The sequence below is a fragment of the Streptomyces sp. NPDC054872 genome (genome assembly GCF_053610705.1).
Map to the genome: position 1 here is coordinate 60,297 of NZ_JBSGYY010000023.1, position 15,765 is coordinate 76,061.

The 15,765-nt window shown below is 69.5% G+C and carries 12 protein-coding genes and 5 tRNA genes; 10 read left to right on the plus strand and 7 right to left on the minus strand.

Translation table 11 applies throughout. The annotated features are described in order from the left end of the window. Positions 1-5: 5 nt before the first annotated feature. The 5 genes from ACWGIH_RS26110 to ACWGIH_RS26130 form a co-directional block, all read right to left on the minus strand. Positions 6-3,233 carry a nitrate- and nitrite sensing domain-containing protein gene (locus ACWGIH_RS26110; RefSeq protein ID WP_453443667.1) on the minus strand — a complete coding sequence of 1,076 codons (3,228 nt, stop codon included), beginning with the start codon at positions 3,231-3,233 and terminating at the stop codon, positions 6-8. 340 nt (positions 3,234-3,573) lie between these two features. Further along, positions 3,574-4,155: an ATP/GTP-binding protein gene (locus tag ACWGIH_RS26115; protein ID WP_160507410.1), complete on the minus strand. Its 582-nt coding sequence runs from the start codon at positions 4,153-4,155 to the stop codon at positions 3,574-3,576. After that, entirely contained in the window at positions 4,136-4,540 is a 405-nt protein-coding gene (locus ACWGIH_RS26120) for a DUF742 domain-containing protein (protein ID WP_363212493.1), read from the minus strand. Before ACWGIH_RS26120 ends, ACWGIH_RS26115 begins: the two co-directional genes overlap by 20 nt. A gap of 119 nt (positions 4,541-4,659) precedes the next feature. After that, positions 4,660-5,079, minus strand: a complete 420-nt coding sequence (locus tag ACWGIH_RS26125) for a roadblock/LC7 domain-containing protein (RefSeq protein ID WP_098244998.1) — start codon at positions 5,077-5,079, stop codon at positions 4,660-4,662. Then, positions 5,080-8,937 (minus strand): nitrate- and nitrite sensing domain-containing protein, encoded by a 3,858-nt coding sequence (locus tag ACWGIH_RS26130; protein ID WP_453443665.1) that lies wholly within the window; start codon positions 8,935-8,937, stop codon positions 5,080-5,082. 575 nt (positions 8,938-9,512) lie between these two features. Between ACWGIH_RS26130 and ACWGIH_RS26135 the strand changes: the two genes are divergently transcribed. The 9 genes from ACWGIH_RS26135 to ACWGIH_RS26175 all read left to right on the plus strand — a co-directional run bounded on the left by ACWGIH_RS26135 (position 9,513) and on the right by ACWGIH_RS26175 (position 13,458). Beyond that, positions 9,513-9,713 carry a hypothetical protein gene (locus tag ACWGIH_RS26135; RefSeq protein WP_453443738.1) on the plus strand — a complete coding sequence of 67 codons (201 nt, stop codon included), beginning with the start codon at positions 9,513-9,515 and terminating at the stop codon, positions 9,711-9,713. Positions 9,714-9,797: 84 nt separating this feature from the next. After that, a complete protein-coding gene (locus ACWGIH_RS26140; protein WP_190084715.1) occupies positions 9,798-10,586 on the plus strand; it encodes a fumarylacetoacetate hydrolase family protein in 789 nt (262 codons plus the stop codon). After that, complete coding sequence (gltX, locus tag ACWGIH_RS26145; protein ID WP_453443662.1) at positions 10,579-12,060, plus strand: glutamate--tRNA ligase; 1,482 nt, start codon at positions 10,579-10,581, stop codon at positions 12,058-12,060. The genes ACWGIH_RS26140 and gltX overlap by 8 nt, the downstream gene beginning before the upstream one ends. Positions 12,061-12,129: 69 nt before the next feature. Continuing rightward, on the plus strand, positions 12,130-12,855 hold the full coding sequence (locus ACWGIH_RS26150; RefSeq protein WP_453443661.1) for an HAD family hydrolase: 726 nt from the start codon (positions 12,130-12,132) through the stop codon (positions 12,853-12,855). Between the two features lie 89 nt (positions 12,856-12,944). Then, positions 12,945-13,016, plus strand: a tRNA-Gln gene (locus ACWGIH_RS26155). A 21-nt stretch (positions 13,017-13,037) separates the two neighbouring features. Further along, positions 13,038-13,110 (plus strand) — tRNA-Glu (locus ACWGIH_RS26160). A gap of 62 nt (positions 13,111-13,172) precedes the next feature. After that, positions 13,173-13,245, plus strand: a tRNA-Glu gene (locus tag ACWGIH_RS26165). Between the two features lie 28 nt (positions 13,246-13,273). Beyond that, positions 13,274-13,345 (plus strand) — tRNA-Gln (locus ACWGIH_RS26170). 40 nt (positions 13,346-13,385) lie between these two features. Then, positions 13,386-13,458 (plus strand) — tRNA-Glu (locus tag ACWGIH_RS26175). Positions 13,459-13,519: 61 nt separating this feature from the next. Here the strand turns inward: ACWGIH_RS26175 and ACWGIH_RS26180 are convergent. Continuing rightward, positions 13,520-14,173 (minus strand): MerR family transcriptional regulator, encoded by a 654-nt coding sequence (locus ACWGIH_RS26180; protein WP_453443659.1) that lies wholly within the window; start codon positions 14,171-14,173, stop codon positions 13,520-13,522. A 133-nt stretch (positions 14,174-14,306) separates the two neighbouring features. On the opposite strand from ACWGIH_RS26180, the gene ACWGIH_RS26185 reads away from it, so the two are divergent. Further along, positions 14,307-14,765, plus strand: coding sequence for a DUF4188 domain-containing protein (locus ACWGIH_RS26185; RefSeq protein ID WP_453443737.1), 459 nt, complete (start codon positions 14,307-14,309; stop codon positions 14,763-14,765). Between the two features lie 107 nt (positions 14,766-14,872). Here ACWGIH_RS26185 and ndgR read toward each other — a convergent pair whose 3' ends face one another. Further along, positions 14,873-15,589: an IclR family transcriptional regulator NdgR gene (ndgR, locus tag ACWGIH_RS26190; RefSeq protein WP_053137572.1), complete on the minus strand. Its 717-nt coding sequence runs from the start codon at positions 15,587-15,589 to the stop codon at positions 14,873-14,875. Between the last annotated feature and the right edge of the window lie 176 nt (positions 15,590-15,765).

A 15,765-nucleotide genomic window follows, 5' to 3' on the forward strand; every position in this document is an offset into this window, starting at 1 on the left:
TCACACTAACGCTCCTGGTTGTAGGTGCTGTCAGGTCCACCGCGGTGATTACCGGTGTCCTGGCCATTCGTGGTGTCACTGCCTGCGCTGCGTCCCCGCTGGACGCCGCGGCGCAGGTTGCTCAGCCGACCCCGAACGTCCTCGGGGTCGCGGGAGACCTGAGGGCCGCCCTGTGGGGTCTGTTCCGCCGTGCCCTCGACCAGATTGGCCTTGGGCACCCGCTTCGGGAGACCGGACGGGGTGACGCCACCCGCCTTGGGCTCCTTCAGCGACTCGGCGCGCAGCCAGCGGTCGTCGTTGGACGACGAACGCCAGTTGCTCTCGCTGTTGCCGACATTGTTCCCGAAGGCGTCGCCGGTGTTGTTCCCGAACGCGTCGCCCATCGGGGCCGACGCGCTGTCGTTGCCCGTCGCACCGGTGGATCCGCGGCGCGGAAGACCCGCGGCGGTGGTGTCGTGGACTGCGGACGGGACCGGTCCGGGACGCTCGAAGCCTACGCGCTCGGCGCCGTTCGCGGGAGCCGCCGGACCGGATTCCGGTTCCGGAGAGTACTCGGCCTGATACGCACCCGAGTTGTTCTCATATCCGTCGCTCGACGGCCAGTCGTCCTGGTGAGAGCGGTCGGGGTAGGCCGCGAACGGCTCGGAGACAGCACCCGTACGAGCGGCGTGATCGTCGTGACCGGCCTCCGTATAGGGGGCGTCCTGGTAACCGTCACGCGCCGGGTAGTACGCGTCGTCGTACGCCGGCTGCGCGGCCTGGCCCTGGTTGTACTCGTCGTACACCGGGGCCTGCTGGTCGTACGCGGGATCAAAACCGCCCTGCTGCTCGAAGCCCTGCTGCTGCGGGGATATCTCGTCGCGGAAGAGCGGACGGCCGTCGCCGGACTGGGCCTGCGCCTCCAGGGCGGCACGCCGCTCCTCGCGCATCAGCGAGCGACCGACGGGGTCGAGGTCCGCGGGTTCGACGGCGTCGCTGTTGTACCGGCTGTCGTCGAAGCCCAGTTCGGCCGCCGTACGCATCGGCTGGTGGTTGAACGCGGGCTGCTCCGGGGCCTGCTGCTCCGGCATGATCGAGGAGACCGTGAACTCGGACTCCGGCAGCTGGTTCTCGCCGCCGCCACCGTGCGTGATCCCGTCGGGCAGCATGACCAGCGAGGTCGTGCCCGCCTGCTCGCCCGAGGGGCGCAGCTGGACGCGGATGCCGTGCCGGTCGGAGAGCCGCCCGACCACGAACAGACCCATGCGCTGGGAGATCGCGGCGTCCACCGTCGGCGGGTTGGCCAGCTTGTGGTTGATGTCCGCGAAGTCCTCGGCGGTGAGGCCGATGCCCTTGTCGTGGATCTCGACCATGATGCGGCCGTCGGGGAGACGGGTCGCGGTGACGCGGACCTTGGTCTGCGGCGAGGAGAACGTGGTGGCGTTCTCCAGGAGCTCGGCGAGCAGGTGCACGAGGTCGGTCACGGCGAGGCCGTGGATCTCGGCCTCCGGCACGCCGGAGAGCTCGATGCGCTCGTACTGCTCCACCTCGGAGGAGGCGGCGCGCAGGACGTCGACCAGCGGGACCGGCTGGTCCCAGCGGCGGCCCGGCTCCTCGCCGGAGAGGACCAGGAGGTTCTCGCCGTTGCGTCGCATACGGGTCGCCAGGTGGTCCAGGCGGAAGAGGCTCTCCAGCTGGTCCGGGTCGGCCTCGTTGTTCTCCAGGTCGGTGATGAGGGTCAGCTGGCCCTCGATCAGGGACTGGTTGCGGCGCGAGAGGTTGGTGAAGATCGCGTTGATGTTGCCTCGCAGCAGGGCCTGCTCGGCGGCGAGCCTGACGGCCTCGCGGTGCACCTGGTCGAAGGCGCGGGCGACCTCGCCGATCTCGTCCGTGGAGGAGATCGGGATGGGCTGCACGCGGGTGTCGACGCGTCCGGGGTCGGTGCGCGAGAGCTGGTCGACCAGCATCGGCAGACGCTGCTCGGCGATGCCGAAGGCGGCCGTACGCAGCTGGCGCATCGCCTTGGACATCTGGCGGGCCATCATCCCGGCCAGGATGAAGGCGGCGAGCAGCGCGATCACGACGATGGCGCCGGTGATGTACGCGTTGCGCTGGGCGTCGGCGGCGATGTCCGACGCCTCGGTCACCGCCTTGTCGGCGAGGTCGGACTCGATGGTGCGGTAGGCGTCGAACTTGGCGGACGTCGTGGCCCACCAGGCTTCCTTGGTGACGCCCTTGCCGGCGAGGGTGACGCGGGCGCTGGGCTGCGTGCTCGGCAGCGTCGCGATGGCGGAGACCATGTCCTCGGCGGACGGCGGCGGGACGAACGTCTTGCCCTGGGCCTTCGCGGCGGCGGCCGCCTGCTTGGCCTGCTTCTCGCCGTCGGCCTTCAGCTTCTTCTTGGCGGCCTCGAGCTTGGCGACGTCCTCGGGGGTGCCACCGCCCGTGTACTCCTCGATGGCGATGCCCTCGAGGTAGGCGTACGAGGAGAGGGCCACCTTCTGCTTGCCGAAGCTGCTCGCGGTGGGACCGGGCTTGACCAGCAGGTGCATGCCGATGGAGCGCTCGAGGGAGAGCGCGGCCTTGGTCAGTGAGATGGCGTAGACGGTCCGGCCGTAGCTGGTGATGTTTCCGGTGCCCAGACCGAGCTCGTTGGCGAACTCCATCAGGGGGTGCTGGATACCGACGTAGGCCTCTTCGGTCTGCGCGCCGGGGAGCTTGGAGGTGTACGCGGCCTGGCGCAGGGACTGAAGGCCCGGCTCCACCTTGTGGAAGCCGTCGAGGCGGCGCTTGAGGCCTTCCTTCTGCGGCATGTTCTCGGCGGCGGCGTCGAACTCGTCGGCGGCCTTGTCGGTGGCCTTGCGGGCCTTCACGACGGCCGGGGCGTTCTTCTCGCCGCGCAGCAGCGGGGCGGCGGAGATGTCGCGCTCTTCGATGAGGCGGTTGCCGTAGTTCAGGGAGGCCTGCACGAGGCGGGCCGTGTTCTCGGCGTCCTGGGCCTCGTTCCAGGTGTCGATCGAGCCCTTGACCTGGAAGCCGCCCATGACGAGGCCGACGAGCACGGGTATGAGGAGGATCGCGTTCAGGCGGGTCGGCACGCGCCAGTTGCGCGGGGACATTCTGCCGCCGGAGGGCGCCGGCGGTTCCATGCCCTGCACATCGGCGGGGGACGCCGCTGTGCGCGGCGGCGGGGTGAAGTTGCCCCGCGTGTCCCGCGTCTGCGGCGGTGCGGGGCTCGTCTTGCTTCGCCTCACTCGACCAACAACCTCTCGGCGGCGGGACCTACACCGGTCCCGCTGTCGTCTCCAAGGCCCGTGCTACTGGGCAGTTCAGCGCATTCCAGCACGTCAGGGGGTCCTCTACCAAACAGTGGGAAGGGCAAGTTCCGAGTGGTGTAAGCCTCAGATAAAACGGTCAAAAAGAGCGAGCCCCGCCAAAAGGCGGGGCTCTTGTGCGCGCAGCGACACCGAATGACCGCGACGCGTGGCGGCGCCCGGTGAATTCTCTGTCGAAACGTTATGAACAGAGCGGTCATCCGTGTCAAAAGACACAGACCACTCTGTGGAATCTACGGCAACTGCCGTACGCCCTCGTCTACTTGAGTCGGGCCATAAGTGCGTGCTCGACCAGTGTGATCAGGCCACTCTTTGCGTCCGCACGGTGTCGGGCGTCCGTGGTGATGATCGGGGTGTTGGGACCGATCTGGAGAGCTTCGCGCACCTCATCGGGGGTGTACGGCTGGTGGCCGTCGAAGCCGTTGAGGGCGATGACGAAGGGCAGGCCGGAGTTCTCGAAGTAGTCGACGGCCGGAAAACAGTCCGCGAGACGGCGGGTGTCGACGAGCACGACGGCACCGATGGCGCCGCGTACGAGGTCGTCCCACATGAACCAGAAGCGGTCCTGTCCGGGCGTACCGAAGAGGTACAGGATCAGGTCCTGGTCCAGGGTGATGCGGCCGAAGTCCATGGCGACGGTCGTCGTCGTCTTGTCGCCGGTGTGGGTGAGGTCGTCGATGCCCGCGGAGGCGGACGTCATGACGGCCTCGGTGCGCAGCGGGTTGATCTCAGAGACCGCCCCGACGAACGTGGTCTTGCCCACGCCGAAGCCGCCCGCCACCACGATCTTCGCGCTGGTGGTGGAGCGGCCTCCGCCGCTGCTAGAGCTTGCGAAGTCCACTGAGCACCCTTTCGAGCAGTGTCACGTCTGGCTGGCCGCCGGCGTTCTCGTCGCCGCCGGGCTGGTGAATGGCGACGAGCCCGGCCTCGGCCAGGTCGGCCACGAGAATCCTGGCCACGCCGAGCGGCATGGAGAGCAGAGCCGAAACCTCGGCCACCGACTTGACCTCGCGGCACAGGTGGCAGATGCGCTGGTGCTCCGGGAGCAGCCCCATCAGCTGCGCCGGGTCGGCCGTCGTGCTCACCAGCGCCTCTATCGCGAGCTGGTAGCGGGGCCTTGTCCGGCCGCCGGTCATCGCGTAAGGACGCACCAGCGGCTGGTCGCCTTCATAGCCGTACGACGCCTGAGAGCCGTACGGTTCGTGAGAGGCGTTGGGCGGGGTCATGGATCCTCCGGGCGGGACAGCAGGTGGTCTGCGTGCCGTCTGATAGAGCCGGTGGGGGGCACCAGGTTGGCCGGACGGTGGTCAGTACGTTCGGTCGGTGGGGCGGCCGATGAAGAGAGCTAGTGCAGCAGGCTGCCCTGCAGTTCGGCGCGGAGGTCCGGGGTCAGGACGGCGCCCGCGCGGTCCACGAGGAGCGCCATCTCGTAGCCGACGAGGCCGATGTCGCACTCGGGGTGCGCGAGCACGGCGAGGGACGAACCGTCGGAGACCGACATGAGGAAGAGGAACCCCCGCTCCATCTCCACCACGGTCTGGGTGACGGCGCCGCCCTCGAAGATCCGCGAGGCCCCGGCGGTGAGGGAGGTCAACCCTGAGGCGACCGCGGCCAACTGGTCGGCGCGGTCACGCGGGAATCCCTCGGACATCGCCAGAAGCAGGCCGTCGGCGGAGACCACGACGGTGTGCGACACCCCGGGGGTGTTGTCCACGAAGTTCGTGATCAACCAGTTCAGATTCTGTGCCGCCTGGCTCGGACTCAACTAACGCTCCTGCTGGTGAGTGGGGAAGCTGCCGGTCTGGCCGGTACCGGCCTGACGACCCTGCTGGATACCCCGACGGAGATTCGTCAGCCGGCCGCGCACGTCGTCGGGCGCACGCGAGACCTGCGGACCTGTGCTGTCCTGCTGTTGCTGAGCGGTGCCCGCGACGAGGTTGGCTCGCGGGACGCGGCGCGGCAGGCCGGATGTGGTGACGCCACCGGCGGACGGCTGCCGGACGCGCTCGGCCTGGCGGCCCAGCTCGTCGTTGGGCGAGGTGCGCCAGGAGGCGGCACTGCCGTTCGTGACGTGGCTGCCGTTCCCGCCACCGGTTCCGTTGGCCGGCGAGGAGGGGGCGGCGGGCGTTCCGTTCGGACGCTGGGAGGCGCCCGGGTGCTGCGGCTGCTGTGCCTGCGGCCTCGACGGAAGGGACGACGAGGACGACGACGGCTGCTGCCGCTGGGGCTGCTGCTGCTCGGGGGCGCCGCCCTGGGGCTGCTGCCCTTGCTGCTGTTGTTGCTGCTGGAACCAGTTGGTCTCCAGCGTGTCGAACAGCGGGGTACGGCCGTCACCGGGACCGGCGGGCGGCAGTTCGTCCGGCTGCGAGGGGCGTACGGGCTGCTGAGGCTGCGGCGGGACCGGCGGGATGCCGAGCTGACCGCCCTGGCCCTGACCGCCCTGGCCCTGACCGCCCTGGCTCTGCGCACCCTGGCCCTGGCCGGGGCGCTGGCCGGGGTTCTGCCCGGGGTTCTGACCGCGCCGGGGCGCCCCGCCGTTGTATCCGGGAGCGCTGGTGCCGGGACGCTGGAACTGGCCCGTGCCCGAAGAGGAGTCCTGGCCACCGAAGACGTCCGGCCGGACGAACTGACCGGTGCCCTGCTGACCCTGACCCGAGCCCTGACCCTGCTGGCCCTGACCCTGCTGACCCTGACCACCCTGCTGGCCCGCGTTCTGCGGCGAACCCGTGCCGGGCGGCGGCCCGTTGAAGTCCGGCCGCGCGAACTCGGCGGTCGATCCGGGGCCTTGTGCGGCGCCGGCCGAGGGGTGCGGGAACTGTCCGGTGGACTCCGGCTCCTCGTGCCCGCGCGGGGTGTCGAACGGCTCGCGCGATATCTGCGGCTGCGCGTTCTCGTCGCTCCAACTGGGCACGCGCGGCTGCGGGTTGCCCCCGGGAAGCTCGGCACGCGGACCACCGCGCGGCGGGAGCTGCGGCCTGCGGCCCTGGTCTCCGGCGTCTTGCGCGGAGGGGTTCGCCGGACCTGCGGGGTTCGCGGGCCCCGCGGGGTTCACCGGGTTCGTACGCTGCTGGGGCACCGGAGGCTGCGGCGCGGAAGCCTGACCGCGGCCACCGCCCTGCCCGCCCCCGAAGAGGCTGCCGCCGGACGAGCCCGGGGCGCCGGCACCCTGTCCGGGCGGCCCCTGGCGGGGAGGCTGCTGACCGGACGGCGGGCCCGCGGGAGCGGACGGCGAACCGTTGCGCGGCCCCGGTCCCGCGTCACGCGAGGGCAGCGCGGCACGCGGCCCCGCACCCGTGACCTGACCACGCGGCGGACCGGCGCCGAGCCTGCCCTGGGATCCCGCGGGGCCTGCCGAGCCGGGCGCACCGTTACCGGCGCCGACTCCGCGACGCGCTGCCGCGGCACCCGCGGACGCCTGCGCGGCGACGGGGCCACCCCCCTGGCCGGGAGCGGGGGCACCGGGCTTGTTCGGCGCCTTCTTGCCGCCCTGGGCGACATCGATGGGCAGCATGACCAGCGCGGTCGTGCCGCCGGAGTCCGAGGGACGGAGCTGGATGCGGATGCCGTGACGCTGCGAAAGGCGGCCGACCACGAACAGACCCATGCGGCGCGAGACCGAGACGTCCACGGTGGGCGGCGAGGCGAGCCGCTCGTTGATCGCGGCGAGGTCCTCGGGCGACAGACCGATGCCGGTGTCGTGGATCTCGATGAGCACACGCCCGTCGGGCAACGCGTGACCGGTGACCTTGACCTTCGTCTGCGGCGAGGAGAACGACGTGGCGTTCTCCAGGAGCTCGGCGAGCAGGTGCACGAGGTCGTTGACCACGCGTCCGGCGACCTCGGTCGTCGGGACCGCGGAGAGTTCGATGCGCTCGTACTGCTCCACCTCGGACGCGGCGGCACGCAGCACGTCGACGAGCGGGACGGGCCGGGTCCAGCGACGGCCGGGCTCTTCACCGGCGAGAACGAGGAGGTTCTCGCCGTTACGGCGCATGCGGGTCGCGAGGTGGTCGAGCTTGAAGAGCGAGGACAGCTGGTCCGGGTCGGCCTCGCGCGACTCCAGCTCGGAGATGAGCGAGAGCTGGCGCTGGATGAGGCCCTGCGAACGGCGCGACAGGTTGGTGAACATCGCGTTGACGTTGCCTCGAAGCAACGCCTGCTCGGCGGCGAGGCGGACGGCCTCGCGGTGCACGTCGTCGAAGGCCGCGGCCACCTGGCCGATCTCGTCCCGGGAGTGCACACCGACGGACTCGACGGAGGTGTCGACGTCCTGCGGGTCGGCCTCGGAGAGCTGCTTGACGAGCTCGGGCAGCCGGTCCTGGGCGACCTTGGTCGCGGTGTCCTGGAGGCGCCGCAGCGAGCGGATCATGGACCGGGCCACGACGAAGGCGCCGACGAGCGAGACACCGAGGACGAGCAGGATCAGCGCACCGTTGAGGATGGCGGCCTGCTCGGACTCGTTGCGCAGCTCGCGGGCCTTCTGCTCCATCTCGTTGAGCAGCGTGAGCTCGATCTTGGACATCGCGTCGATCTTGGTGGTGTCGGCGTCCACCCAGTCCTTGTACGACCGCTTGTCCTGGAGCTTGATGCCGCCCTCCTGCTCAAGCACACGCTTGGCGTAGGAGTCGGCGCCCTTGATGGAGGAGTTTCCGCCGTCGATGGGCTTGGTGAGCTCGTCGGGGTTACCGGAGTAGATGCCCTTGAAGGCATCCAGTTCGGAGTTCTCCTTGTCGAGCGCGGACCAGCCGTAGCGCCGGTCGGTCTCGGAGATCTTGCCGAACGTGCTGTCGCCCGCGGGGAGCGAGGCGGCGATCACGGCGCGCTGCACCGAGGCGTACTCCTTGGCGGAGGAGAAGGCCGTCAGGGCGCGGGTGCGCTGGATCATGTCCGGGTTGCTGGTCGCCTGCGCCATGTCCGAGGACAGGGTGAGCAACTGCTCGATGAGCTGGCTGTACGCATCGACCGTCTGCGACGTGGAGTTCTCGTCGTCGTAGGCGTTCTTGCGTACGTCGTTGATCTTCTGGAGCTGCTGGGTGATCTCGACGGTGTTGGCGCGGACGCCGAGGAGGCCCTTGTCGCCGTCGGTGTTGTCGAGGTCCTGCGTCTCCTGGAGGAAGCGGTTGTAGGCGCGGTCGGTCTTCTGCCGGGCGCCCTTGACCACGTAGTCCGAGGAGTTCGCGCCGTGCGCGAGGGGGCCTGCCGAGCGGTCGCGCTCCTCCTGGAGCGCGGAGGCCAGCTCGGTGGCGCGCTTGGTCATGTCGGTCAGCAGCTTCATGTTGTTGAGCTGCTGGATCTCGTCCATGGACTCGTTGATGCGCAGCGCGCCGAGGGAGGTCGCGGTGATCACGGGGAGCGCGAGCAGCGAGACCAGTCGGGTGGAGATGCGCCAGTTGCGCAGGGCTATTCGCGAGCCGGGCCCGGTGGGCGACTTCACGGTGCCCGTCGTGCCGCCCGACGACGCGGTGGCCGTGGGCAGGCTCACGCCGCCGGCCCCGCGGCCGGTCTCGCCGGACGGTATCTGCCCGGGGTTCTGGGCGTGCTGGGCCGAGGAGCCGCGGTCGGTCCCGCCGCGCTCCGGCTCCGCCGCAGCGCTGCTGCCATCCCTCTTGAAACGTCCCTGCACTAGCGTCGCAACCTCTGGACCAGGCGTCCCTCCGCACAAACGGCGGGACGGTGTCGGCGTCGTGGGGCGCAGAACGCCCCATGGTGGTCGTGAGTGACCGGCGCTGGCTCCCCTTTCCCGCCGCCACTCGGCGCTGCGTTGCGCCCCTGCGCGCCGGTTCGATCCCGCGGCGGTCCCGGGAATTCCAGCACAGTGCAGGATCTCCAACAAGGCCCGTGTGTCGCGCCGCGACCTCCGTGACTGGGCGTGAGTGACGCGTCACGAGACGTAGAAAGTGATCTGGGGCAAAACGGTCCATTGACCCCAGTAAAGCTCTGGCCGATGGGTGTCCCAGTGTTCATGATCGGGAGCGGAATGATGGCTTCAGTGGCGCAATGTCCGATTCCAACAAGGCCTTCACGGGCCTGAATTGACCCTTTTGCCCGCTACCTCGTGAGCAAACTCACATGAAGATCAAGGCCTCATCCGGGCTTTGGGCGGGAATTGGATGTTTAGCCTGACGCTTTACAGGGATGGCGAATCCGACAACCCGCGTCGACCCCCCGACGCCTCAACTGACAGGGCATGAACAGCAGATGAAGACCGTCAAGTCGGCGATGTTCCGCAACATAGCCAACCCGCGCCGCACCACCCTCGCCCACCTCACGGACGCCGACGAGGTCAGCCCGGCCGCCGACCAGCCGGAGCACGCGCTCGAACTGCCGACGGTGACGGCCAACCCCCGCCGCACGGTCCTGATGGACGCCCCGGAGGCCTTCAGCCCGTCGGCGGCCTGAGCCGCGGGAGCACGGGAGGCCTGGGGGCAGGCGGCCACGTTAGCCTGGGGTGTCAGTCTCTCCCTCCAGCAAAGGGCACCGCTCTTGCGCATCGCCAGGTTCTCCATCGACGGCAACGTCGCCTTCGGCGCGGTCGAGGGCGAAAGTCCCCCCGGAACGACCGACGGTCTCGTCCTCGACATCATCAAGGGCATCCCGTTCGCGGACTTCGAGCTCTCCGGCACGAAGGTCCCGCTGAGCAAGGTCAGGCTGCTGCCTCCGGTGCTCCCCAACAAGGTCGTGGGCATCGGCCGCAACTACGCGGACCACGCCAAGGAACTCGGCAACGAGGTCCCCGACGTCCCCGTCGCCTTCTTCAAGCCGTCCACCTCGGTGATCGGCCCCGGCGACTCGATCGCGTACCCCTCCTTCTCGCAGGAGGTGCACTACGAGGCCGAGCTGGCCGTGGTCATCGGCCGCATGTGCCGCGAGGTCCCGCGCGAGCGCGCCCGTGACGTCATCCTCGGCTACACCTGCGCCAACGACGTCACCGCGCGTGACGTGCAGCAGCGCGAGAAGCAGTGGGCCAGGGCCAAGGGCTTCGACAGCTCTTGCCCGCTCGGCCCCTGGGTGGAGACCGACCTCGACCCCTCCGACCTCACCATCCAGTGCACGGTCAACGGCGAACAGCGCCAGCTGGGGCGTACGACCGACATGGTCCGCTCCATCGAGGACCTGATCGTGCACATCTCCGAGGCCATGACGCTGCTCCCCGGCGACGTCATCCTCACGGGCACCCCGGCAGGGGTCGGCCCCCTGAACGTCGGCGACGAGGTCGCCGTCACCATCGAAGGCATCGGCACTCTCACCAACAAGGTGATCAAGCGTGGCTAACGCGACTCCCGTACGCGTACGGTTCTGTCCCTCGCCGACCGGCAACCCCCACGTGGGCCTGGTCCGCACCGCTCTCTTCAACTGGGCCTACGCCCGGCACAACGAGGGCTCCCTGGTCTTCCGCATCGAGGACACCGACGCGGCCCGCGACTCGGAGGAGTCGTACGAGCAGCTGCTCGAGGCGATGCGCTGGCTGGGCTTCGACTGGGACGAGGGCCCCGAGGTCGGCGGCCCGCACGCGCCGTACCGCCAGTCGCAGCGGATGGACATCTACCAGGACGTCGCCGCCAAGCTCCTGGACTCGGGCCGCGCGTACTACTGCTACTGCTCCACGGAGGAGCTGGACGAGCGCCGCGAGGCCGCCCGCGCAGCCGGCAAGCCGTCCGGCTACGACGGCCACTGCCGCGACCTGACCACCGAGCAGCGTGCCGCGTACGAGACGGAGGGCCGCAAGCCCATCGTCCGTTTCCGCATGCCCGACGAGGCGATCACGTTCACGGACCTCGTCCGCGGCGAGGTCACCGTCCAGCCCGAGAACCTCCCGGACTACGGCATCGTCCGCGCCAACGGAGCACCGCTCTACACCCTGGTGAACCCGGTCGACGACGCCCTGATGGAGATCACCCACGTCCTGCGCGGCGAGGACCTGCTCTCCTCGACCCCGCGCCAGATCGCCCTCTACAAGGCGCTGACGGACCTGGGCATCGCCAAGGAGACCCCGGCCTTCGGCCACCTCCCGTACGTCATGGGCGAGGGCAACAAGAAGCTGAGCAAGCGCGACCCCCAGGCCTCGCTCAACCTCTACCGCGAGCGCGGCTTCCTGCCCGAGGGCCTCCTGAACTACCTGTCCCTCCTGGGCTGGTCGTTCTCCGCGGACCAGGACGTCTTCACGATCCCCGAGATGGTCGCCAAGTTCGACCTCGCGGACGTGAACGCCAACCCGGCCCGCTTCGACCTGAAGAAGGCCGAGGCGATCAACGCCGACCACATCCGCATGCTGGACGTGAAGGCGTTCGCGGCGGCCTGCGAGCCCTGGCTGAAGGCCCCGCACGCCAACTGGGCCCCCGAGGCCTTCGACCAGGCCGCGTGGGAGGCCATCGCCCCGCACGCCCAGACCCGCATCAAGGTCCTCTCCGAGATCACGGAGAACGTGGACTTCCTCTTCCTCGACGAGCCCGTCGACGACGAGGCGTCCTGGACCAAGGCCATGGGCAAGGGCGACCCGGCCGCGCTCCTGACGACGGCCCGCGCCAAGCTCGACGCCGCCGACTGGACGTCCCCCGAGTCGCTCAAGGAGGCCGTCCTGGCCGCCGGCGAGGAGCACGGCCTGAAGCTCGGCAAGGCCCAGGCCCCGGTCCGCGTCGCCGTCACCGGCCGCACGGTCGGCCTGCCCCTCTTCGAGTCCCTGGAGATCCTGGGCAAGGAGAAGTCGCTGACGCGCATCGACGCGGCCCTGGCGAAGCTGGCCGCGTAAGCACTCCCGCTCGGCATGAAGGGCCCGGAAGCCACCACGGCGTCCGGGCCCTTCGCGTACGTTCGGACCATGCCGATCAAAGCCGTGGTCTGGGACGTCGATGACACGATCTTCGATTACGCGCACGCCGATACGGCGGGCATGCACGCCCATCTCACCGCCGAGGGGATCATCGAGCGGTACGAGACCGCCGAGCGTGCCCTCGTGCTGTGGAAAGAGGTCACCGAGCGCCACTGGGCGCGCTTCAGCGCCGGCGGGATCGAGTTCGAGGCCCAGCGGCGCGACCGCGTACGCGAGTTCCTGGACGAGGTCCTGACCGACCAGGACGCGGACGCCTGGTTCGCGCGCTATCTCGTGCACTACGAATCCGCGTGGAAGCTCTTCCCCGACACCGTCCCCGTCCTGGACACCCTCGCCGGTGACTACCGTCACGCGGTCCTCTCCAACTCCGCCCTGACCGTCCAGGAGCGCAAGCTGCGCATCCTCGGGGTGCGCGACCGCTTCGAGACCGTCCTGTGCGCCGCTGAACTGGGCGTCTCCAAGCCCGCGGCGGAGGCCTTCCTCGCGGTCTGCACGACGATGGGTCTCGCCCCCGAGGAAGTGGCCTACGTGGGGGACCAGCCGGAGATCGACGCGGGGGGCGCCCGGGACGCCGGTCTCCTCGGGATCTGGCTCGACCGCAACAGCACCGACCAAGAAGGCCCGTCGGGCGTACACCGCATCACGCGTCTCACCGAGCTGCCGCCGCTGCTCCGCGCGGATACCCGTTTTGGAGCGCCGTCCACCTTCGGGTAATGTTCTTCCTGCGCCGCCCGAGAAGGCCGAAAGGTCCGGACAGGGAGACGTAAATCGAAGCAAAACCCCTTGAAGGGGTTGCGTATCGATGGCCTATGGTGTAATTGGCAGCACGACGGTTTCTGGTTCCGTTAGTCTAGGTTCGAGTCCTGGTAGGCCAGCTCGCAGAGCTTATCTGCAACGCCCCCGTTGTGTAGCGGCCTAGCACGCCGCCCTCTCAAGGCGGTAGCGCCGGTTCGAATCCGGTCGGGGGTACAGATCCTTCCCATGGAAGCAGTCCGGGTCGCACCCACTGCAGCCGATGCAGGATCGCTAGGGCCCCCGTTGTGTAGCGGCCTAGCACGCCGCCCTCTCAAGGCGGTAGCGCCGGTTCGAATCCGGTCGGGGGTACGCAGGGTCTAGCTGGTCTAGACCACAGTGGGCTATGGTGTAATTGGCAACACGACGGTTTCTGGTTCCGTTGTTCTAGGTTCGAGTCCTGGTAGCCCAGCGCAGTACGGCAGGACCAAGCAGTACAGCAGGAAAAGCTAGCCCCCGTTGTGTAGCGGCCTAGCACGCCGCCCTCTCAAGGCGGTAGCGCCGGTTCGAATCCGGTCGGGGGTACGCGAATGGACAAGGGGCCTTCCCGCAAGGGAGGGCCCCTTCGTCGTTACCCCCTTCGTCGTTACTCCGAAGTCCCTTGCGCGAAGCGCTGGTTGGACTCCTCCGCCTGAGCGATCCGGCGCAGCGCCAGCAGCACCGGCTCGTACAGCACGGTGAGCGCGACAGCCGCCTGCAACTGTTCGTCCGAGGACTCGTAACGCTCGATCAAGTCCAGGTCGGAGACGGCCAGTTGGCGCCCCGCACGCGCGTAGGGCGCCAAGTCCTCCACGGCGCACGGATATCCGAGCCTGGCCAGGGTCGTGACGGCGGTCACCAGCATCCCGTACGCCGGGGAATGGGCCCCGTATGCCTGGGCGTGCTCCCAGTCGAGCCGTGCGAGCAGTGCGTCGACGGTGCGCCGCGCCGCCTGTGCGTGCGGGTCGTCCTCGGCGGTCTCCGGACCGTGGGGGAGCGCCCAGACGGCCGTGCCCAGACGGGAGTTGTGGTCCAGGGAGTCGTCCTCCAGGGCGGTGAGCACCTCTTTGGTCGACGCGATCGGGACCCGCCCCACCTGGATGAGCGCCCGGACGAGACGCAGTCGCCGCAGGTGCTTCTCGTCGTACTCGGCCTGCGTGGCCGTCACGCGGTGGCCCGGCGGGAGCAACCCCTCGCGCAAGTAGTACTTGATCGTGGCCGTCGAGACCCCGCTGCGCGTGCTGAGCTCCGCCAGTCTCATCGGCTCGCTCCTTCTCTTGGTTCTCTCTTGCGCTTCCCCTTGGGGAGTGTCACTATCCAATCATGGATAGCAAAGCTATCCAACGCTCTCCGAAGGGGGAACCATCGTGAGCACCAAGCCGATCGAAGGGCGCATGACCGCCGATGCACAGGGCCCGGTCACCGTCTTCAACATCGGGATGCGCATCAACAACTTCCGTGCCGTGCGCAGCTGGTGGCCCGTCTTCCGGGCGATGCCCCGGATGCTCAAGGAGCTGTCGCGGGATCCGGGGAGCGGCATGCTCGGCTATCAGCTGCTGCTCGGCAGTCCACGCGTGCTGTACGTCGTCCAGTACTGGGAGTCGCCGGAGAAGCTCCTCGCCTACGCGTCGGAGCAGGGCAAGGAGCACCGGCCCGCCTGGGCCGCCTTCAACCGGCGGATGCGGGACGGCAAGGGGAAGGTCGGCTTCTGGCACGAGACGTACGTGGTGCCGCCCGGCGCCCATGAGGCGGTCTACGTCAACATGCCGGAGTTCGGTCTGGGCAAGGCCACCGGCGTGATCCCCGTGGGCCGCCGGGGGGAGAGGGCCGCCGACCGGCTCAAGGCGGTCTGAGGCCGGGGTCCGGGGGCGGAAAGGGCGGGGGCATGAAAACGCCCGAGGGGCAGCCGCGGCGTTGAGGCGGCCCCTCGGGCGTTCCGTGTGCTGTGCGGAGGTGCGGGTCAGCCCGTGCGGCGCAGGGCCTCGGACAGGCGCCCCGCGGCGTCGATGATGGCCTGGGCGTGCATCCGGCCCGGGTGGCGGGTCAGGCGCTCGATCGGCCCGGAGACCGAGACGGCGGCGACCACGCGGTTCGAGGGGCCGCGCACGGGGGCGGAGACGGACGCGACGCCCGGCTCCCGCTCGCCGATGGACTGGGCCCAGCCCCGGCGGCGTACGCCCGAAAGGGCCGTGGCCGTGAAGCGGGCACCCTGGAGGCCGCGGTGCAGGCGCTCCGGCTCCTCCCAGGCCATCAGGATCTGCGCGGACGAGCCCGCTTTCATCGTGAGCGTCGAGCCCACGGGGACCGTGTCCCGCAGGCCCGAGAGGCGCTCGGCCGCCGCGACGCAGATGCGCATGTCGCCCTGGCGGCGATAGAGCTGCGCGCTCTCGCCCGTCACGTCACGCAGGTGCGTGAGGACCGGGCCGGCCGTGGCGAGCAGGCGGTCCTCGCCGGCCGCCGCCGCGAGTTCCGCGAGCCGCGGGCCGAGAATGAAGCGGCCCTGCATGTCGCGCGCCACCATCCGGTGGTGTTCCAGTGCCACGGCGAGACGATGTGCCGTGGGTCGTGCGAGTCCGGTGGCCGCGACCAGACCCGCGAGGGTGGCCGGGCCGGACTCCAGGGCGCTCAAGACGAGAGCCGCCTTGTCGAGAACGCCGACGCCGCTAGAGTTGTCCATGCGTCGATACTCGCGTCTCACTCTGTGAAACGCAAGTTCAATTTTCCATGGAACACGTCACCCTGTAGGTGCGATCCGCGGACCAACGGAAAGCGGTCCACGCGCGGCACGAGGGGTACGGGCGTGGACGAACAATTCTCTAGTTGGGCCGGCCCAACACAGCCGGTCGGAGGGAA